17 protein-coding genes are annotated in these 20,812 nt (G+C 65.7%); 5 read left to right on the top strand and 12 right to left on the bottom strand.

Features of this window, described 5'->3' with window-relative positions; translation table 11 throughout:
• Positions 1-2: 2 nt before the first annotated feature.
• Positions 3-344, bottom strand: a complete 342-nt coding sequence (locus M622_RS35370; protein ID WP_021250450.1) for an ATP synthase subunit I — start codon at positions 342-344, stop codon at positions 3-5.
• A gap of 216 nt (positions 345-560) precedes the next feature.
• Here M622_RS35370 and M622_RS35365 point away from each other — a divergent pair, with 216 nt between their 5' ends.
• Complete coding sequence (locus M622_RS35365; RefSeq protein WP_031347394.1) at positions 561-1,892, top strand: MFS transporter; 1,332 nt, start codon at positions 561-563, stop codon at positions 1,890-1,892.
• 14 nt (positions 1,893-1,906) lie between these two features.
• Here the strand turns inward: M622_RS35365 and M622_RS35360 are convergent, their stop codons facing one another.
• From M622_RS35360 to M622_RS35320, 9 genes are all read right to left on the bottom strand, one after another.
• A complete protein-coding gene (locus M622_RS35360) occupies positions 1,907-2,758 on the bottom strand; it encodes a ParB/RepB/Spo0J family partition protein (protein ID WP_021250448.1) in 852 nt (283 codons plus the stop codon).
• A 14-nt stretch (positions 2,759-2,772) separates the two neighbouring features.
• Positions 2,773-3,543 (bottom strand): ParA family protein, encoded by a 771-nt coding sequence (locus tag M622_RS35355; protein ID WP_021250447.1) that lies wholly within the window; start codon positions 3,541-3,543, stop codon positions 2,773-2,775.
• A gap of 118 nt (positions 3,544-3,661) precedes the next feature.
• On the bottom strand, positions 3,662-4,315 hold the full coding sequence (gene rsmG / locus M622_RS35350) for a 16S rRNA (guanine(527)-N(7))-methyltransferase RsmG (RefSeq protein WP_021250446.1): 654 nt from the start codon (positions 4,313-4,315) through the stop codon (positions 3,662-3,664).
• Positions 4,312-6,237, bottom strand: a complete 1,926-nt coding sequence (mnmG, locus tag M622_RS35345) for a tRNA uridine-5-carboxymethylaminomethyl(34) synthesis enzyme MnmG (protein ID WP_021250445.1) — start codon at positions 6,235-6,237, stop codon at positions 4,312-4,314. Before mnmG ends, rsmG begins: the two co-directional genes overlap by 4 nt.
• A 123-nt stretch (positions 6,238-6,360) precedes the next feature.
• Positions 6,361-7,158 (bottom strand): enoyl-CoA hydratase-related protein, encoded by a 798-nt coding sequence (locus M622_RS35340; RefSeq protein WP_021250444.1) that lies wholly within the window; start codon positions 7,156-7,158, stop codon positions 6,361-6,363.
• Between the two features lie 11 nt (positions 7,159-7,169).
• Positions 7,170-9,344, bottom strand: a complete 2,175-nt coding sequence (locus M622_RS35335; RefSeq protein ID WP_021250443.1) for an acetate--CoA ligase family protein — start codon at positions 9,342-9,344, stop codon at positions 7,170-7,172.
• A 1-nt stretch (position 9,345) separates the two neighbouring features.
• Positions 9,346-10,128, bottom strand: a complete 783-nt coding sequence (locus M622_RS35330) for an enoyl-CoA hydratase/isomerase family protein (RefSeq protein ID WP_021250442.1) — start codon at positions 10,126-10,128, stop codon at positions 9,346-9,348.
• A gap of 120 nt (positions 10,129-10,248) precedes the next feature.
• Complete coding sequence (locus tag M622_RS35325) at positions 10,249-11,217, bottom strand: TAXI family TRAP transporter solute-binding subunit (RefSeq protein WP_021250441.1); 969 nt, start codon at positions 11,215-11,217, stop codon at positions 10,249-10,251.
• A 209-nt stretch (positions 11,218-11,426) separates the two neighbouring features.
• Complete coding sequence (locus M622_RS35320; protein ID WP_031347393.1) at positions 11,427-11,897, bottom strand: Lrp/AsnC family transcriptional regulator; 471 nt, start codon at positions 11,895-11,897, stop codon at positions 11,427-11,429.
• A 170-nt stretch (positions 11,898-12,067) separates the two neighbouring features.
• On the opposite strand from M622_RS35320, the gene leuA reads away from it, so the two are divergent.
• The 4 genes from leuA (at position 12,068) to M622_RS35300 (ending at position 16,779) form a co-directional block, all read left to right on the top strand.
• Positions 12,068-13,792, top strand: a complete 1,725-nt coding sequence (gene leuA / locus M622_RS35315) for a 2-isopropylmalate synthase (RefSeq protein ID WP_031347392.1) — start codon at positions 12,068-12,070, stop codon at positions 13,790-13,792.
• A gap of 145 nt (positions 13,793-13,937) precedes the next feature.
• The gene (locus tag M622_RS35310) at positions 13,938-14,537 is read left to right on the top strand and encodes a DUF924 family protein (RefSeq protein ID WP_021250438.1); all 600 of its coding nucleotides are present in this window, start codon (positions 13,938-13,940) and stop codon (positions 14,535-14,537) included.
• Between the two features lie 71 nt (positions 14,538-14,608).
• Complete coding sequence (locus M622_RS35305) at positions 14,609-15,442, top strand: DUF3025 domain-containing protein (protein ID WP_021250437.1); 834 nt, start codon at positions 14,609-14,611, stop codon at positions 15,440-15,442.
• Positions 15,443-15,564: 122 nt separating this feature from the next.
• Positions 15,565-16,779, top strand: coding sequence for an MFS transporter (locus M622_RS35300; protein ID WP_021250436.1), 1,215 nt, complete (start codon positions 15,565-15,567; stop codon positions 16,777-16,779).
• A 32-nt stretch (positions 16,780-16,811) separates the two neighbouring features.
• Here M622_RS35300 and M622_RS35295 read toward each other — a convergent pair whose 3' ends face one another.
• Positions 16,812-18,884, bottom strand: coding sequence for an EAL domain-containing protein (locus M622_RS35295; RefSeq protein WP_021250435.1), 2,073 nt, complete (start codon positions 18,882-18,884; stop codon positions 16,812-16,814).
• 90 nt (positions 18,885-18,974) lie between these two features.
• A complete protein-coding gene (locus tag M622_RS35290; protein ID WP_021250434.1) occupies positions 18,975-20,771 on the bottom strand; it encodes an ABC transporter transmembrane domain-containing protein in 1,797 nt (598 codons plus the stop codon).
• Between the last annotated feature and the right edge of the window lie 41 nt (positions 20,772-20,812).

The raw sequence follows: 20,812 nt of genomic DNA, 5'->3' as shown, positions 1-20,812 counted from the left end.
GGTCAGGTCTTTACCAAAAATGCAAACAAATTCGCCTTAAGCGCCAGGATCAGACCGATCAACATCCCGCCCCAATGGAGCTGTGGATAGAGAGCCCAAACCAGCGCCAACAGTCCGACAATCGAGGCGATCTTGAAGAACTCGCCCACGACGAAAGCGGTCACTGAAGCTGTCCCCGCCTTGCGCGTGATCGCAGCAAGACGAACAGCGAACATCCAGCTTGGCAGGATGCACGCCAACCCGCCACCGGCCGCAGATATCGCGCCCCGCATCCCGAACACGGCAGCGGCAATCACCACTGCGAGGATCGTTGCACCCAACTGCAATAAAACGGCTTTAAGCATCGGTTGTCGCGCCAGCCTGTTGCACAGCCAGCGACCGCCCAAAAATCCCGCGAATACTAGGGGTTTTCCATAACAAAGTCAAACTCGAGTTGCATTGCAGCATTTGACTCCACTCGCGTTGTATATCTTATAGAAGTTAGATGTTTAACACGACCATTCAGTGTGATGCTTGATGGCTTGCACCCCTCCCTCACCCACCTTGTGCCGAGCACCCGCATGATTGAAGCCCGCAAGGCAAGCCGCCGCGAGATCTTCGGCTGGAGCATGTTCGACTTTGCCAATCAAGCCTATACGCTGTTGATCATCAGCGTGATTTTCGGCGACCTCTACGTGCGCATCATCGTTGGCGATGCACCTGAGTATCGGCTCGGCAACCTGCTGTGGAGCGCAGCCCTGTGCCTGAGCTACGCCGTGGTCGTGATCACCGCCCCAGTGCTGGGCGCGATCATGGACGCGACCCGGACGCGCAAGAAGATGCTGTTTGCGAGCTACGTGCTGACCGTGATCAGCACCGCATTGCTCTACTTCGTCGAACCCGGCGCGCTCTGGCTTGGCTTCTTGCTGATCGTGGTGTCGAATGCGGCATATGCGACCGGCGAATCCATCATCGCCAGCTTCCTCCCCTTTCTCGGCCCCAGCCGGGATCTCGGCCGCATCTCCGGCCTGGGGTGGGCGACCGGTTACGCCGGGGGGCTGGTGGCGGCCGGGTTTGCGCTCGCGGCGCTGGGTGAAACCAGCCTCGAAAACTTCGACCGCGTGCGCTGGGTCGGACCTTTCGCCGCGGTCTTCTTCCTGCTCGGAGCCATCCCCAGCTTCCTGTGGCTGAAGGAGCCTGCAGGTGAGCGGTCGCCGCCACCGGGCACCCGCATCCTGCGCCTGACCCATCAACGCCTGCTGGCAACCTTAGGCCGCGTCCGTGCCTACCCCGATCTCACGCGCCTGTTCGTGTCCATCCTGTTCGCGATGGCGGGCGTACAGGTCATCATCGCGTTCGCGTTCATCTATGGTGCCCAGGTGATCGGCTGGAGCGACTCGACGCGGGCGCTGATGTTCGTGGTCGTGCAGGTGACCGCACTGACGGGGGCACTTGCCTTCGGTGCGCTGCAATCGCGACTGGGCGGGCGGCTGAGCTATGCGCTGACGCTGATGCTGTGGATCGTCGCCATCGTGGCGATCTACTTTGTCAAGGAACTCACCGCACTCGTGAACCGTGGCTTCGCGCTGTCGCTGCTGACCGAAGAAGTGTTCCTGTTCGCGGGGCTGGTGTCCGGCCTCAGCCTGGGCTCGAGCCAGTCCGTCGGGCGGGCGCTGGTCGGCATGTTCGCTCCCGTCCACAGGTCGGCCGAACTGTTCGGCTACTGGGGCTTGTTCAGCAAGCTCGCCGCCATCTTCGGCATCCTTGGCATCGGCGCACTGCAGTGGGTGTTCGGTCTGCAGGGCGCGATCCTGTTCTGCATTGTCCTGTTCGCCGCTGCACTCCTGCCGCTGCTGGGCATGGACGAAGCACGCGGAGTCGCCGCGGCACGCGCCACCCCTCGCGAGCCCTGAGCCCAGCCGAAGTTTCAGCGCAGACGGCCGAGCAAGCCGTCAAGCTGATCCAGGCTGCCGAAGCGAATGCTCACTTCACCCGCGCCTTTCTTGTTGGCCTTGATTTTGACCGAGGCCCCGATCACGTCCGCGATCTCTTCTTCCAGTCGCAGCAGATCGCGATCGGGCTGGGGTGGCGTTTTCTTCAGACGCGGATTGAGCACCTGCTGCACCAGACGCTCGGTGTCACGCACCGACAGCTGTCGGGCGGCAACCTGGTTCGCGAGCTGGACCTGGCTCGCGCCGTCCAGCGGCAAGAGCGCACGCGCATGACCCATGTCGATGTCACCCGCCATCAACAGCTCCTGCACCGGCTTGGCAAGATTGAGCAGACGCAGCAGATTGGACGCAGCAGGACGCGAACGCCCGACCGCATCTGCCGCCTGCTGGTGGGTCATGTCGAATTCGTCGATCAGGCGCTGTATGCCCCCCGCCTCTTCGAGCGGATTGAGGTCTTCGCGCTGGATGTTCTCGATCAGCGACATCGCCAGCGCCGCCTCGTCGGCGATCTCGCGCACCAGGCAGGGCACCTGGACCAATCCGGCGATCCGTGACGCACGCCAGCGCCGCTCACCGGCGATGATCTCGTAAGTGTCCGCCCCCACCGGGCGCACCATGATGGGCTGCATGATGCCCTGCGCCTTGATCGAGGCCGCCAACTCCTCCAGCGACCCCGGGTCCATGCGCGTGCGCGGCTGATACTTGCCCGGCTGCAGCGCGTGCGTGGGCAGCGTCTGCAACTCGCCCTTGTCACCCTCATCGTCCTGGTTGGCCGCCAGCAAGGCGTCGAGTCCGCGGCCGAGCCCTTTGAGTCTGGATTTGTTCATGGTCTTTTGGGAATTCAGAAGAGTTTGGCGCGTTCGATCATTTCCTGCGCAAACGCCATATAGGCCTGCGCGCCCTTGGAAGATTTGTCGAAGATCACGCCTGGCATGCCATGACTGGGCGCTTCGGCCAGGCGAACATTGCGCGGCACGATGGCGCGGAACACCTTGTCGCCGAAGTGGCTCTCGAGCTGAGCCGAGACCTGCTGCTGCAAGGTCACGCGCGGGTCGAACATCACCCGCAACAGACCGATGATCTTGAGATCCTGATTGAGATTGGCATGCACCTTCTTGATCGTGTTCACCAGATCGGACAGGCCTTCGAGCGCGTAGTACTCGCACTGCATCGGGATGATGACGCCGGTGGCACAGCACAGGCCATTGAGCGTCAGCATCGACAGCGAGGGCGGGCAGTCGATGAGGATGAAGTCGTAGTCGTCCATGAAGGCCGCGAGCGCATTGCGCAAGCGCTTCTCGCGCTGCTCCAGATTGACCAGCTCGACCTCGGCCCCGGCCAGATCGCGGTTGGCAGGCAGCACGTCATAACCCCCAGTGGGCGAGGTGACGCGCACGCCTGCGAGCGCAGTGAGCCCGACGAGGAGGTGATAGACCGAGCTTTTCAGAGCGCGCTTGTCGATACCGCTGCCCATGGTGGCATTGCCTTGCGGGTCGAGGTCGATCAGCAAGGTGCGCTGGCCGGCCTGCTGCAAGGCCGCAGCGAGGTTGACGCAGGTGGTGGTCTTGCCCACCCCGCCTTTCTGATTGGCAACGCAGAAAATCTTGGCCATGGTCGATTCAGGCTATTCCATTTACAGGGACTGCACCCGAGGTGCGAAGTCCGAAGTGTAGTTCAATGCGGCACTGCAGCAGACAGGCAGCCCGGATTGCCCGCGCGCGCCTGCGCTTTCAGGCACGACGAATGACGAGCAGATGACGCTCGGCATCCAGCCCGGGCACTTGCAGCGCATGGGTCTCGGCCACGCGCCAGCCCGCAGGCAGGGCGGCAAGCTCATCGACGGGCTGCACGCCCTTCATCGCGTACAGCGCACCGTCCTCGGCAAGGAGGTGGGCGGAGAGCCTGACGAAATCCGCCAGACTCGAGAACGCGCGCGAAATCACCCCATCGGCCGCACCGGCGGGCAGGGCGTCCGCCTCCACCTGCTCTACGCGCTTGTTGAAGACGCTGAAATTGCCCAGCCCGAGCTCGATCTTGGCCTGCTGCTGAAAGCTCGCCTTCTTGCCCACGGTTTCGATCGAGCTCACGATCAGCCCGGGGCGCACGATCGCCAACACGATGCCCGGCAAGCCACCGCCGGAGCCGATGTCGGCAACACGCACCACCGCTTCCAGGCGCGGCAGCACCGCGAGCGAATCGAGCAGGTGGTGGGTGATCACTTCCTGCGGCGAGCGGATCGCGGTCAGGTTGTAGACCTTGTTCCACTTCAGCAGCAGCTCGCCGAAGGCCAGCAGGCGCTCGACCGTTTCAGCGGGCAGGGCGAGACCAAGCTGCGCAATACCCTCGACGAGTTGCCCGGCGCAGGGCTGTAGACGCCCGCTCATGCCGCCGGCCTGCGCGCCGTGCCCAGGTCCTTGTCGGCTTGCGCCACCAGGTCACGACGCTTGAGCCACACCAGCAGCAAGGACATCGCCGCCGGGGTCATGCCCTGGATGCGGCTGGCCTGGCCAATGGTCTCGGGCTTGTGCAGATTGAGTTTTTGCTGCACCTCCCGCGACAGACCGCGCACCTCGAGATAGTCCAGCCCTTCAGGCAGACGGGTGGCTTCGGCCTGCGCCTGCCTGAGGACCTCATCCTGCTGGCGATCGATGTAGCCCTGATACTTGGCGGCAATCTCGATCTGCTCGATGACCTGGGGATCGGTCTCATGCTCTGACGGCGCCCCCGGCAGGCTCATCAGCGTCGCATAGCTCGTCTGCGGCCGGCGCAAGAGCTCGAAGTAGCGCTGCTCGCGCTCCAGGGCCTTGCCCAGCACGCGCTCCTGATCCTGTTGCGGAATCGCCTGCGGCCGCGCCCAGATCGCCTTCAGCTGCGCACTGCCACGCTCGATCGCCTCGCGCTTGGCGCTGAAAGCGGCCCAACGCTCATCGTCGACCAGACCCAGCTCGCGCCCCTTCCCGGTCAGGCGCAGATCGGCGTTGTCCTCGCGCAGCGACAAGCGATACTCCGCACGCGAGGTGAACATGCGGTAGGGCTCGGACACGCCACGCGTGATCAGGTCGTCCACCAGCACGCCCAGATAGGCCTCGTCGCGGCGCGGGCACCAGGGCGCACGCCCCTGCACCTGCAGCGCGGCGTTGGCGCCGGCCAGAAGACCTTGTGCCGCCGCCTCCTCGTAGCCGGTGGTGCCGTTGATCTGGCCGGCAAAGAAGAGCCCCGCGATCGACTTGGTTTCCAGGCTGGACTTGAGATTGCGCGGGTCGAAGTAGTCGTACTCGATGGCATAGCCGGGGCGCATGATGTGCGCATTCTCCAGACCCCGCATGCTGCGCACCACCTGCAGCTGAACGTCGAAGGGCAGGGAGGTTGAAATCCCGTTCGGGTAAATCTCGTGCGTCTCCAGACCTTCAGGCTCAAGAAAGATGTTGTGGCTGTCCTTGTCGGCAAAGCGGTGGATCTTGTCCTCGATCGACGGGCAGTAGCGCGGACCCACACCCGCGATCACACCGGCGTACATCGGCGAACGGTCGAGGTTGGCGCGAATCACGTCGTGCGTGCGCTCATTGGTGCTGGTCATCCAGCACGGCAGCTGGCGCGGATGCTGGGCGCGCCGGCCGAGGAAGCTGAACACCGGCACCGGATCGTCACCCGGCTGCACCGTCATCACCGAGAAATCGATCGTGCGCGCATCGAGCCGCGGCGGCGTGCCGGTCTTGAGCCGGCCTTGCGGCAGCTTGAGCTCCTTCAAGCGCGCCGCGAGCGAGATCGCCGGCGCATCGCCCGCACGCCCCGCGGGGTGGTTCTGCATGCCCACATGCACCAGGCCATTGAGAAAAGTGCCCGCGGTCAGCACCACCGTGGGCGCCTCGAAGCGCACCCCGATCTGGGTGACGACGCCGGTGACGCGATCGCCCACCACGGTGAGATCATCCACCCCTTGCTGGAACAGCCACAGATTGGGCTGATTTTCCAGGCGCTTGCGGATTGCCGCCTTGTACAGCACGCGGTCAGCCTGGGCGCGCGTGGCCCGAACCGCCGGCCCCTTGGAGGCGTTGAGGATGCGGAACTGGATGCCGGCTTCGTCGGTGGCCGCCGCCATCGCGCCACCGAGCGCGTCCACTTCCTTCACCAGATGACCCTTGCCGATGCCGCCGATGGACGGATTGCAGCTCATCGCACCGAGGGTCTCGATGTTGTGCGTCAGCAGCAGCGTGTGCGCACCCATGCGCGCCGCGGCCAGCGCAGCCTCGGTCCCGGCGTGACCGCCGCCGACCACGATGACATCGAAACGGGTGGGGTAGAGCATGGAGCGCTCCGTGCAGCAAAAGGTTAACAAGGGGCGGCATTGTACGCGCTCAGCGCTCCAAGAACCAGCTTCCGCCCCCTTGTTTCACGAAATTTCACATTTTAAACAGTAACTTATGCAGCCTCAACGCTTCTGTGCGGCGAGCATGCGATTGACCGCCTCGAGGTGCTCGGGCTCGTTGTGGCACATGCCCTGAAAGGCCGCGCACAAGTCGAGGAAATCCTTCAGCTCGGTGCGCTGCGCGATCTTCATCAGGCGCTTGGTCAGGCGCAGGGCCTTGGGCGGCTGCGCGGCAAAGCGCGCCGCCAACGCTTGCGCGCGCGCCAGCAGCTGATCGGGCTCGACCACCTCGAGCACGATGCCCAGGGTCCTGGCCTCGGTCGCGTCCACAATGCGCCCCGACAGCGTGAGCTCGAAAGCCTGCTGGTAACCGATCAGGCGCTGCATGAACCAGGCGCCGCCATCGCCGGGGATGATGCCCAGATTGAGGAAGGTCTCGCCGAACTTCGCCTTCGTCGACGCGATGCGGATATCGGCCATGTTGGCCAGATCGAAGCCGGCACCGATCGCCGGCCCATTGACCGCGGCAATGACAGGCACCTCCACCGCCTGCAGCGCCAGCGGAATGCGCTGGATGCCGCGCCGGTAGCGGGTGGCGACCTCGGCCACGTCGCCGGCAAAGTCGCCACCGCGCTCGGCCATGTCCTTGACGTTGCCGCCGGACGAAAAAGCCGAGCCGGCGCCGGTCATCACCAGCACCGAGACCTCATCGCAGTGATTGACCCAGTCCGCCACGGTGCAGATGTCGTCGATCAACGCCGAGCCGGTGAGGGCGTTACGCAAGTCGTCACGATTGAAGGTCAGGGTGGCGACGCGCTGGTCGAGCACGAGCAGGGCATCACTGAGCTGGGGCAGATTCATCGTTGGCTCTCCTAAGCGCTCATCATGGCGCGATTGATGATGATGCGCGCATCGACGACGGCGAGTCCGTCGGGGTACGCGATCACCGGGTTCAGATCGAGTTCGGACAGTTGCGGATAGGCGCTGACGATGCTCGACACCTTGAGCAGCAGATCGACCAGCGCCGGCTTGTCCGCCGCCGCCTCGCCGCGCACGCCGGCGAGGATCTTGCGCCCCTTGAGCTGCTCGACCATGGCCTCGGCATCGAAACGCGACAAGGGGATGGCACGAAACGCGACGTCTTCGAGGATTTCGACAAAGATGCCGCCCAGGCCAAACATCAGCACCGGGCCGAAGATCGGATCGCGCACCACGCCGACGATGACTTCGATGCCCTTTTTCGCCATCGGCGCCACCAGCACGCCGCGGATATCGGCATTGGCGTCATAACTGCGACAGTTGCTCAGGATGTGCTCGAAAGCCGCACGCAAGGCAGTTTCGCCCTTGAGGTTGAGCTTCACCCCGCCAGCGTCGGACTTGTGCAGGATGTCTTTCGACACCACTTTCATGGCCAGCGCCTGCTCGCCAAAATACGCCGCCACTTCCGCCAGTTCATCGGCGGTCTGTACCACGCGCTCCTCGGCCACCGCCACGTCATGCGCACGCAGCAGGTTCTTGGCCTCGAACTCGAACAGATCGCGGCCCTCGGTCTGGGCGCGCGCAAACATCGCCAGCATGTCCTCACGCGGCGCCACGCTCTGCTGCAGCGGCTGACCATGCTGGCGCTGCAGGTAGAGGCCACGCTCGGCCAGCGCCTGCAACACCTTCACCGCGTGTTCGATGGACGCATACACCGGCAGTCCGGCTTCATGCAGGCGGCGCAGCGGTGGCGGCTTGATGGGCGCATACAGGCTGTACACCACCAGCGGCTTGCCGCAGCGCCGGCGGAGCTCGATCATCGCCTCCGCCGCGCGCATTTCACCGCCGAGCAGGGATTCGGCAAAGCGCGTGTGATAGCCGCCGAACATGCCGACCAGGAACACCGCGTCGACATTGTCGTCCTCGGCGACGATTTCCATGCAGCGCGCGAGCACTTCGGGGTCGGCGTCAGAGGTGCCCGCCACGTCCACCGGGTTGGCCAGCGAGGCCTGCGGCAGCAAGATCGCGGCCAGGCGCTTGCGCGTGGGCTCGGACAACTCGGCCACCTCCAGCCCGGCGTCGGACAGGCGGTCGGAGGTGATGGTGGCCTGGCCGCCACCGTCGGCGATGACCGCAACCCGGCGCCCGCGCGCCTTCTGCATCAGCGCCAGGCCCTCGGCCACCGGCAGGATCTGGTCGGAGTGGCGCACCACACTGACCCCGACCTGCTTGAGCAGGTCCACCGTCATCTCGTAGCTGCCCGCGAGCGCACCGGTGTGCGAGCTCGCCGCTTTCTTGCCCAGCTCGGTGGCGCCCGACTTGTACACCACCACCGGCTTCACCGGCGTGATCTCGCGCGCGGCCTGCAAGAAGCGCTGGCCATCGCGGAAGCCTTCGACGTAGAGCGTGGCGACGCGAGTGTTCTCTTCCTCGCCCAGGTAGCGCAGGTAGTCGTTGAAGCCGATATCGGTCTGGTTGCCCGGCCCGACGTAGGTGGAAAAGCCGACATGGCCGTTGTTCTCGGCTTCGAGCACGAGCGCCAGCAACATGTTGCCCGACTGCGAGATGAAGCCGATGTCGCCGGCCTTGATGTTGCGCAGATCGAGCAGGTTCACGTTCTTGTGCAGGTTGAACATGCCCGAGGTGTTGGGACCGATGATGCGCACGCCGCCCGCGCGCGCGGCCGCCATCACCTGGCTCTCGAGCTGCGCGCCTTCGGGGCCGGTCTCGCGAAAGCCACTGGCGAGGATGACCGCGCCCTTCACGCCCTTGCGCCCGCAGTCCGCCATCAAGGCGGTGAGGGTGGATGCCGGCGTGCACACCAGGGCCAGGTCCACCGGCCCGGGAATGTCGTCGAGCGAGGCATAGGTGGGCACGCCGAGGATCTCGGGCACCTTGGGGTTGATCGGATAGACCTTGCCGCGGTAATTGCCCTTGATCAGGCCCACCATGGCCTTGTAGCCGCGCTTGGTGGGGTCGGCCGAGGCGCCGATGATGGCGATCGAATCCGGCGCCAGAAAGTCATGCAAGCGGCTGCGCGCTGGGGCGGTGATGCTGCTCCCGGTCATGTCATTCCCCCTTGAAGATTGGCGTGCGCTTCTCGGCAAAGGCGTCCACGCCCTCCTGCCAGTCGCGGGTCGTGCCCACGAACATCATGCCCTCGAGTTCGGCAGTGAGACAGGCATCGAGCGTGCGCTCGGCCGACAGGTTGAGCTGCTGCTTGGCCAGCTCCATCGAAAACGGCGCCTTGCTCGCCAGCTTGCGCGCAAATTCGCGTGCCGATTCGAGGAAGTTCTCGTCCGCAAACACGCGATTCGCCAAGCCGATACGCACCGCCTCCTCGCCCTTGATGCGCTCACCCAGGAAAGCGAGCTCACGCGCCTTGGCCAGGCCCACCAGTCGTGGCAGCAACCAGGTCACGCCGCCGCCGAGGAAGTTTCCAATCGAGACCTCGGGCAGACCGATCTGCGCGCTCTCGGCCATCAGCACGAAATCCGCCGCAATCGCGATCTCCGCCCCCGCACCCAGCGCAAAGCCATTGACCGCAGCGATCACCGGTTTCTTCAGGTGCAGGAGGCGCTGACACACGTCCTGCTCGCCCTTCAGGTACTGGCGGCGGTCGAAGGCCGAACGCCCGGCCTTGTGTTCTTTAAGGTCAGCGCCGACACAAAACGCCCGCCCCTCGCCCGAGATCAGCACCACACGGGCCTCACGCTCGGCTTCGGCGCAGGACAGCGCCACGTTCAACTCATCATAAAGTTGCTGGGTGACGGCATTCAGACGCTGAGGACGGTTGAGCCGGATTTCGGCAATGCCTTCACGCAAGTCGTAGAGGATGGTTTCAAATTTCATCACAGCTCCCCGTAGAGTGTTGCTGGCTGGTGTCGTGTGGCTCGATCCTGATCACATGGGCGCCGCCAACCGCAATCGGTGGCGGGCACCCATGCGCCGGATCGCGGGCGGACAGCCAGCTTACATCCAGCCCTTTTCCTTGTAGTACTTCAGCGCACCCTCATGCAGCGGCGCAGACAGGCCGCCGCGGATCATTTCCTTGGGCTCGAGCCCGGCGAACGCGGGATGCAGCTTCTTGAAGTCCTCGAAATTGTCGAACACCGCTTTCACCAGCGTGTACACCTTGTCGTCGGCCACCTTCACCGAAGTGACGAAGCTGGCGACCACGCCGAAGGTCGGGGTGGGCTCGGGGTTGTTGGCGTACAGCCCCCCCGGCACCGAAACGCTGGCGAAGTAGGGATACTGCGCCACCAGCTTGTCCACCCCCTCACCGGTCACCGCAACCAGCTTCGCGCCGCAGGTGGTGGTCGGGTCCTGGATGTTCGCTGCCGGGTGGCCGACGACGTAGGCGAAGCCGTCGATCTTGTTGTCGCACAGCGCCGCGCCGTGTTCGTCAGGCTTGAGTTCGGAGGCCAGCGAGAAGTCCGCCATGCTCATGCCCAGCGCCGGCAACAACATCTCCACCGTGGCGCGCTGGCCCGAGCCGGGGTTGCCGACGTTGAAGCGCTTGCCCTTGAAGTCCTCCATCCGCGTCACGCTCGCGTCCTTGCGCGCAAGGACGGTCAGCGGTTCGGCATGCAGGGCGAACACCGCGCGCAAGTCGCCAAAGGGACCGACCTCCTTGAATTGCGCCGCCCCCTTCACCGCGTTGTACTGCACGTCCGATTGCACAACGCCAAAGTCGAGCTCTTCGGCCTTGATCGTGTTCACGTTATAGACCGAGCCGCCAGTGCTCTCGACCGAGCAGCGGATGCCATGTTCGGCCCTGTCCTTGTTCATCAGGCGGCAGATCGCACCGCCTGCAGCGTAGTAGACGCCAGTGACACCCCCGGTGCCGATGGTGACGAACTGCTGCTGCGCGTGCGCGGGGGCGGCGCCCAAGGCGCCGATCAGGGACAGGCTGGCTGCCAGTGCAGTGAATTTTTTCATGCTCTCCTCCTATGGACGAGGTATCAGGAACCTCAGGGAGACCATAACGCGGTAAAAACCTGCGTACAAATATATTTATCCAGCCGCCACCGCAGCATGTGCGCGCAGGCCGCGATTTCACCCACCCTCCTCGCGCTTTTGCACACGGCATAAGGCACCGCCGAGCATGCTCGGCCAGCTGACAAGGAGATGGGCCCGGACACTCACTCTCAAAGCCCGGGCACCGGCAGCGCGGTCTTGTCTATCACCCGTCTGAGCACGAAGCTCGAGTGCACCCCGGTGACACCCGGAATGCGGGTGATGCGATTGAGCAGCAGCTCCTGATAGCCGTCCATGTCGGCGACCACCACCTTGAGCTGATAGTCGGCGTCCTGGCCGGTGATGAGCAGGCATTCCAGCACCTGGGGAATCTTTTCCACCTCGCCCTCGAAGTGCGTGAAGCGCTCGGGCGTGTGGCGATCCATCGAGATGTGGATCAGCGCCATCAGCGACAGGCCCAGCTTTCTGGCGTCGAGCAGGGCACGGTAGCCGCGGATGAGGCCGGACTCCTCCAGCGCGCGCAGACGCCGCAGGCAGGACGAAGGCGACAGGCTGATGCGGTCGGCAAGATCCTGGTTGCTGATGCGCCCGTCTTGCTGCAGCACCTCGAGAATCTGGCGGTCATAGCGGTCGAGTTGCATGATCACCCCCCTTGTTTGGATGAATCGGTGAATTCTTGCATCAAACAATACCAAAGTGAATGATGTTGCTGAAAAGCAGGCGATCGCAGTGCAACAACGCAATCGTCTGTCTCAGCAGTGCGCGTAAACTTCTTCCCATCGAATCACGCCCTGCCCACGAGGACCGCGCCATGATGTTGCCCCAGCCCGCCACCAAGTACCGTCCCTTTCCCGCCGTCATGCTCACCGACCGCCAGTGGCCGGGCAAGCTCATCGACAAGGCGCCGATCTGGATGAGCACCGACCTGCGCGACGGCAACCAGGCGCTGTTCGAACCCATGAACGTCGAGCGCAAGATGCGCATGTTCCGCAGCGTGTGCGACATCGGCTTCAAGGAAATCGAGGTCGGCTTCCCGTCCGCCTCGCAGACCGACTTCGACTTCGTGCGCACCCTGGTCACGGGTGGACACGTGCCGCAGGACGTCACCATCCAGGTCCTCACCCAGGCCCGCGAAGACCTCATCCGCCGCACCATGGAATCGGTGCGGGGTGCGCGCCGCGCCATCATCCACGTGTACAACGCCACCTCGCCCACCTTCCGCGAAGTGGTGTTCAACATGGACAAGGCCCAGGTGGTCGCGCTCGCGGTGTCGGCAGTGCGCCTCATCAAGCACATCGCCGCCGAGATGAAAGCGGACTGCGGTACCGAGATCGCACTCGAATACAGCCCTGAGACCTTCTCCGCCACTGAACTCGACTTTGCCAAGGAAGTCTGCGACGCGGTCACCGCAGCATGGGGCGCGACGCCGGACAACAAGGTCATCCTCAACCTCCCCGCCACGGTGGAAGTGTCCACACCCAACGTCTATGCCGACCAGGTGGAGTGGATGCACCGCAATCTCGCCCGCCGCGACAGCGTCGTGCTCAGCCTGCACCCGCACAACGACCGCGGCACCGGCGTGGCCGCCGCCGAGCTCGGCATGATGGCGGGCGCCGACCGTGTCGAAGGCTGCCTGTTCGGCAACGGCGAGCGCACCGGCAACGTGGACATCGTCACCCTCGCGCTCAACATGTACACCCAGGGCGTATCGCCCGGCCTCGACTTCTCCGACATCAACGCCGTCGCCCGCACCGTCGAGCACTGCAACCAGTTGCCCATCCACCCACGCCACCCCTATGTGGGGGATCTCGTGTTCACGGCCTTCTCCGGCTCCCACCAGGACGCCATCAAGAAGGGATTTGCCGCTCAAAAGGCTGGCAGCGGGGAAACCCGTCCGTGGAACGTACCCTATCTCCCGATCGACCCCGCCGATCTCGGCCGCAGCTACGACTCGGTGATCCGCGTCAACAGCCAGTCCGGCAAGGGCGGCATCGCCTATCTGCTCGAGACCGAATACGGCATCGCCATGCCGCGCCGTCTGCAGGTGGAATTCTCACGCGAGGTGCAGCAGGTGACCGACAGCTCGGGCGGCGAGATGAGCGCGGCGGACATCTGGCAGCTCTTCAGCACCACTTATCTCGACACCATCGCACCGGTGCGCTACGTCGAACATCACTTGTTCGAACGTGGCGAAGCGCAGGGCATCCGCCTCGTGGTCGAAATTGCCGGCACCCGCCACCTGCTCGTGGGCGAGGGCAACGGCCCCATCGACGCCGCGGTGCATGCCTTGCGCGGCGCCGGCATCGACGTCCAGGTGCGCAGCTTTGAAGAGCGCTCGATCAGCGCCAGTGCGGAGGGCGGCAACGCTCAGGCCTGCGCCTTTCTGGAGCTGATGTCGCACTCCGGGAGCAGCGGCGACCGCTACGGCGTGGGCATCGACGGCAACATCGTCACCGCCTCCATCCGCGCCATCATCAGCGGGGTAAACCGCCTGCAGGCCGATCTCCCGCTCAGCCTCGGCGCACGCGCCGCCTGAGGCACGCGGAACTCGGCACCCTGCCGCCTGCGCAAGGACCGGTGCAGCACGCCGGTCCCTGCGCAGCGCCTCGTGCAAGCATCGCGGACCACAGCGGCGCGCTGGTTTATGCTGGCAGCACTCACGCCCTGCACCGGAGCCCAGCATGGATACGCCCGACACCCTTCACGCCTTCTGGTTCGGTACCAGCCCTCAGGACGCCGAAGTGATCGCGAGTCAATCCGCGCTGTGGTGGCAGAAACAGCCGGCGGTGGACACAGAGATCCGCAAGCGCTTCGCCCCATTGGTGGAGCGCGCCGCCACCGGCGAACTCGACAGCTGGCTGGGCGAGCTGCGCGGCCGACTGGCGCTGATCCTGCTCACCGACCAGTTCCCACGCAACATCTGGCGTGAGCAGGCCGCCGCCTTCGCCTTCGACGTGCTCGCCCTGCGCTGGGCCAAGGAGGCGCTGGTGCTCGGGTTGGACACGCGCGCACGACCGATCGAGCGCGTGTTCCTCTACCTGCCGCTCGAGCACTCCGAAAACCTCGCCGACCAGCAACACGCGGTGCGCCTGTTCGACGCCCTCGCAGCCAGTGTGAGCAGCGAATTGCGCCCGGCTTTCGACGGCTTCCTGGATTACGCCCGCCGCCACCTCGAGATCATCGAACGCTTTGGCCGCTTCCCTCACCGCAACGCGGCGCTCGGGCGCGAAACCACGGCCGCAGAGGCAGACTTCCTGCGCCAGCCAGGCTCGCGCTTCTGAGCCCGAAGTCGCCGTGGACACAGAGACGTAACGCAGCACGCGCCCCCCTGAGGCCTCGCAACCCATTGCAAATGATGCACACCCTCACACCACTGCACGCGACCACCGACAGTCCCGCAGCCCTGGTCGGCAAGCCGCTCTTTGCATCGATCGCAGCCTGGCTGACACGTTTCACGGATGCCGGCCCGCCCGCGCTCGCCGCCCTCAACACGCTGCGCGCTGAAGTCGCGCCCGCCACTTGCAGCGGCGGCGGCGCACCGATCCGTTTCAGCGCGCCCGACCCTGCCATCACCAGCTACGAAGCCCACATCTTCGCCAGCGGCGAAGTGCCCACGCGCAGCCATGACTGGCACGACGCCTTCAACGCCCTCGCCTGGTGTGCCTGGCCGCGCAGCAAGGCGTGCTGCAACCGCCTGCATGTCGAGGAGATCCACGCCCGCAGCGCGGCCGGGCTGGGCGGCCGCGGCCCGGTCCGTGACGCCCTCACCCAGTTCGACGAATGCGGCATCGTCGTCGTCTCCAGCGCGCCCGAGATTCCCGCGCTGCTGGCGGCACACGAATGGGAGGAGGTGTTCTGGCGCCGCCGCCAGACCCTGCAGCACAGCACCCGCTTCCTCATCTTCGGCCATGGCAGCTGGGATCAGTTGCGTGCGCCCTTCTTTGGTCTGTGTGCCAAGGCCTTGTATCGCGTGGTCGCGCCCGACTGGCACACCCTGGATGAACCCGCCCGCCTGGCCGACACCGACGCCTGGCTGGCTCAGGAACTGAACACACTTCGCCACCGCCTCAGTACGCGCGCTTTCTCTCCGCTGCCTCTGCTCGGCATCCCCGGCCTCACTCCCGCCAATGAGTCCGCCGACTATTACGCCGACAGCCGCCAGTTCCGTCCCCGGCGCCAGCGCTGAGCGGCCGAGCGCAACATGGCCTGCGCCCGGCAAGGTGAGCTTCGCCCTGTTCTTGTTTGACCTTATAGTGCGCGCGGCTCACGCCTCACCCCCTGCCTCTCAATCGACCCCTGCCGCACGCCATGTTCCGTTCACTTCGCAGCCCGGACGTTCTCGTCACCACCCTCGCCGCGGCCAGCATCCTGCTGGTGACGATGGGCATCCGTCAGTCGATGGGCCTGTTCGTCAGCCCGCTCAACACCAGCACCGGCCTGGGCATCGCCACCATCAGCCTGGCGCTGGCGGTCGCCCAGTTCGTGTGGGGGGCGATCCAGCCGGTGGCCGGCGCCATCGCCGACCGCCACGGGCCGCGTCCGGTGCTGATCGGCGCGCTCGTGCTGCTGGCGCTGGGCAGCGCGCTGACCCCTTTCATGAGCTCAGGGCCAGGGCTGGTGCTGACCATCGGCCTGGTGTCGGCGATGGGCTCGGGCGCGGCGAGCTTCTCGGTGCTGATCGGTGCCGCCGCCCAGCGCATGCCGGTGGAGGCGCGCGGCACGGCGTCGGGCGTGATCAACGCCGGCGGCTCCTTCGGCCAGTTCCTGTTCGCCCCCATCCTGCAAAAACTCATCCAGAGCATCGGCTGGATGGGCGCGATGGGGGCGATGGCCATCGCCGCGCTCGCCGCCCTGCCGCTGATCGGCAAGCTCACGCAGAGCTCAACGCCACCGATTGCGCACACCGACACCGACCACGGCGTGCTGCGCGCCGTGCGCGACGCGCTCGGGGACCGCAGCTATCTGCTGCTGCACGCGGGCTTCTTCGCCTGCGGCTTCCATATCGCCTTTCTCGCCACCCATCTGCCGGGTGAGGTGGAGCTGTGCGGCTTGCCACCAACCGTCGCCAGTTGGTCGCTGGCGATCATCGGCCTGGCGAACATCTTCGGCAGCCTGTATGCCGGCGCCTGTGTATCACGCTACCGCAGCAAGCACGTGCTGGCGGCCATGTACGGCTCGCGCGCAGTGCTCGTCGCCGCTTACCTGCTGGCGCCGCCCTCGGAATGGACCTTCTATGTCTTCGCCGCCGGCCTGGGCTTCACCTGGCTGGGCACGGTGCCGCCCACGGCGGCCCTGGTCGGCAAGCTGTTCGGCGTGCGCTACCTTGGCACCCTGTTCGGCCTGACCCTGCTGTCCCACCAGATCGGCGGCTTTCTCGGCGCCTGGCTGGGCGGACTGGCGGTCGTGGAGTTCGGTGACTTCCGCTGGATGTGGTACGCCGACATCGTGCTGGCCTTGCTGGCCGCGGTGCTCAATCTGCCGATTCGCGAAGCCGCCATCGAACGCCGCGTCGCCACCGCCTGAGGCGCCGGTCACGGCAGCGGCGCGGGAGGCGCTCAGAACGCCGGCAGAAAGGACTCGATCGCCTCGATGGTACGGTCACGCAGGAAGTGCAGTCTAAGCTGACTGCTGCGTGCCGCCTCATGTCGCCCCGCAGCGTGCAGCGCGAGAAGTTCAGTGGCCAGCACATGCACCTCCTGGTGCAGCAGGTCGAGCGCCCGCAAAGGCGCGTCGCCGCCATCGCGGTGCTCGGCGATCGCGCCATCCAGCCAACGCCCGAAGCCGCACTGGTGCGGGTCCAGCGCCGGCGGCTCATCGCGCACACCATCCAGGTGCGCATCGATGGCAAGGATCCAGCCGCGATGCTCGACGCTTGCATAGAGCAAGGGCCTGGCCTCCAGGCCCAGGCGACGCTGCTGTGTCCAGCGCTCAGGGGGCCTCCAGCAGCTCATCCACGCCGGCAACTGCTCGGGCGGCATCGGCCGTGCGATGCCAAAGCCCTGCGCACACTCGCAACCCAGGCGCAGCAGGAGTTCGCCATGGGCCACGGTCTCGACACCCTCGGCAACGGCTTCACGACGAAAGGCCCGCGCCAGCCCCAGCACGCCATCGAGAATGGCAAGGTCGTCCGCATCGTGCAGCATGTCATGCACGAAGCTGCGGTCTATCTTCAAGGTCTCGGCCGGCAATCGCTTGAGGTAGGTGAGCGAGGAATAACCGGTACCGAAATCGTCGAGCGCAAAACCCACGCCCAGCCGCACGCAGGTGTTCATCACCCGGGCGACGTGGCTCATGTCCTCAAGCGCGCTGCTCTCGAGCACTTCGAGCTGCAGCATGGACGGAGCGACCTCGGGATGGAGCGCAAGCAGAATCTCCAGGCGACGTGCAAAATCGGCGCGCTGCAGGTGGTTGGCGGCGATATTGACGCTGACCGGCACACGCACGCCGAGCTCCTGCCAGCACGCCATCTGCGCCAGCGCCGCATCGATCACCCATTCGCCCAGCGCAGCACCCAGGGGGTGATGCTCGAGCACAGGCAGAAAGCGATCGGGCGCGAGCAGTCCGAGCTCGGGGTGTTGCCAGCGGATCAGCGCCTCGGCGCCGATCACCTCGCCGCTGCGCATGTTGACCTTGGGCTGGTAGTGCAGCACGAACTCATCCCGATCAAGCCCGAGACGGATGCGCTCGAGACTTTCGTGCTGGCTGCGCAGATCATCATCGTGCTCGGCATCGAACAGGTGGTAGCGATTCTTGCCGGCGAGCTTGGCCTGGTACATGGCCTGATCAGCCTGACGCAGCAATTGATCAGCCTCGATCTCGGTGCGCTGGGGAAACAGCGTCACCCCCAGGCTGCCCGAGACCTGCAAGGTCTGGCCACCCACCACCACCGGCTCGGCGATCGTCGCCAGCAGGCGCTGCACCAGCGGCCGGCTGCTGGCCTGGTCCGGCAGATCGCACAGCACGGCTACAAACTCGTCTCCCCCCAGGCGTGCGAGGGTGTCACTGTCGCGCAACACCTTGCGCATGCGCGCCGCGACCGCAGTCAGCAACTGGTCGCCGGCGTCGTGGCCGTGGTTGTCATTGATGGTCTTGAAGCTGTCCAGATCGATATAGGCCACCGCAAGCGGCATGCCGCTGCGGTTGGCGCGCAGCATCGCCTGCTGCAAGCGATCGGCGAACAGCACGCGATTGGGCAGGGCGGTGAGCACATCATAGTGGGCGATATGCTCAAGCTGGCGCTTGTGCTCGGTCTGCAAGGTGATGTCCGAGAACAGCCCGAGGTAGTGCTGCAGCCGTCCTTCTTCGTCGCGTACCGCGCTGATGGTGAGCAACTCGGCAAACAGCTCATTGTCCTTGCGCCGGTTCCACACCTCGCCACTCCAGTGGCCACTGCTCCGCAGGCTGTGCCACATGGCCTCATAGAAGTCAGGCGGATGGCGGCCCGAGCTCAGCAGGCGCGGGGTACGCCCGAGCACCTCATCGCGGGTATAACCGGTGATGCGCGTGAAAGCCGGGTTGACCTCGATGATGCGGCCCTCGACATCGGTGACCACGACGCCTTCGCGCGCATTCGAAAACAGCGCAGTGGCCAGCCCGGGTTCGGTGATGAGAGAGGTCAGGGTGTGCATGGGATGAACAGCGACGCGAACGGCAAAGCGCACATCATTTCGTGCGCCGGCGCTCATGGCAAGCGCGTATGCGGTGCGCCGTGCGTTAAGTCACAGATCAAGCTGCAGCGCCGCCAGCCGTGCGTACAGCCCCCCCTGACGGCGAAGATCGGCGGGCGTGCCGGTCTCGACGATGCGCCCCTCTTCCAGCACCACGATGCGATCCACCTGCTGCACGGTCGCCAGCCGGTGCGCGATGATCAGGGTGGTGCGCCCCTGCATCGCCGCGGCCAGCCCCTGCTGTACCAGAACTTCGGACTCGGCGTCGAGCGCACTGGTCGCCTCGTCGAGCAGGAGCACCTGCGCCCCCTTCAGGATCGCGCGCGCGATCGCGATGCGCTGGCGCTGGCCGCCCGAGAGCCGTGTGCCGCGCTCGCCGAGAAAGCTTGCATAGCCCTCGGGCAGACGGGCGATGAACTCGTCGGCGGCGGCGGCCTGCGCGGCGGCGAGCACTTCCGCATCGCTTGCCGATGGGCGACCGTAACGAATGTTCTCCAGCGCGCTGGCGGAGAAGATGACCGGTTCCTGCGGCACGATGGCGATGGCGGCGCGCAGCTCATGCAGCGTCAGGGCACGAATGTCCTGGCCGTTGAAGCGGATGCAGCCGGACGACGCCTCGTAATAACGCAGCAGCAGCTGCAACAGGCTGGTCTTGCCCGCCCCCGACGGCCCCACCAGCGCCACGCGCTCGCCGGGGGCGATGTCGAGGCAGATGTCGTCGAGCGCGCGCACCGTCGGCCGCGCCGGATAGGAAAAGCCGACATGCTCGAAACGGATGCTCACTTGCTCACCCCACTGCGGCCGCTGCGGAATGGCGGCCTCGCGGATGGCGGATTCGGCGTGCAGCAGCTCGAGCAGGCGCTCGGTGGCGCCGCCCGCGCGCATCACGTCGCCCCACACCTCGGCCAGCGTGCCCGCCCCGCCCGCGACCAGCGCCGCATAGAGCACGAAGGCGCCGAGCTCACCCACGCTGAGCACACCGGCCTGCACCTGCTGCGCACCGATCCACAGCACGAAGATGATGGTCCCCATCACCGCAGCGATGATCAGCCCGGTGAGCAAGGCACGCACCTTGGTGCGGCGCACCGCCGCCACGAAGCTGGTCTCGCTGCGCGCGGCAAAGCGGCGCGCCTCGTTGTGCTCCTGCGTAAAGGCCTGCACCGTCGGCATCGCGTTGAGGATCTCGCCCGCCAGCGCCGAGGCGTCGGCAATGCGGTCCTGAGATTCCCGCGACAGCTTGCGCACACGCCGGCCGATGGCGACGATGGGCAGGGCCAGCAGCGCCATCAGGCCGAAGATGAGGCCGAACAGCTGCACGCTGGTGACCGCCAGCATCACCATCCCACCCACGAACTGAAACAGGCTGCGCAGACCCATGGACACCGAGCTGCCGACCACGGTCTGGATGAGCGTGGTGTCGCCAGTCAGGCGCGACAGCACCTCACCGGTCTGCAAGGTCTCGAAGAACTGCGGCGACTGCCCGAGCACGCGTGCATACACCGCGCTGCGCAAGTCCGCGGTCACGCGCTCGCCGATCCACGACACGGTGTAGTAGCGCGCCGCCACCGTCAGCGCCCACAGCGCCGCCAGCGCAAACAGGCCGACGAAACGGGCATCCAGATTGTCTGCGCCGAACAAGCCGCCGCTGACCGCGGCTTCGCCCCCAAAGCCGGCATCGAGCAGATCACGAAACGCCAGCGGCACCACCAGAATGGTCGCCGAGGCCAGACACAGCAGCACGAAGGCGAGCGCGATGCGCGCCCGATAAGGCCGCAAGAAGGGGCTCAGCCCGCGCAGCGCGGACAGCGGGCGGGGCGAGACGGGGCGGTCGGGAGTTTGGCGGCGCATGCGTGATTATCGTCCACCCGCCTCGTGCCGGGGAGGGTGCG

Origin of the sequence: Thauera terpenica 58Eu (genome assembly GCF_000443165.1) — a bacterium.
Lineage (GTDB): Bacteria > Pseudomonadota > Gammaproteobacteria > Burkholderiales > Rhodocyclaceae > Thauera > Thauera terpenica.
Note: the sequence above shows the minus strand (reverse complement) of the source record. Positions and strands in the feature narration are given on the sequence as shown.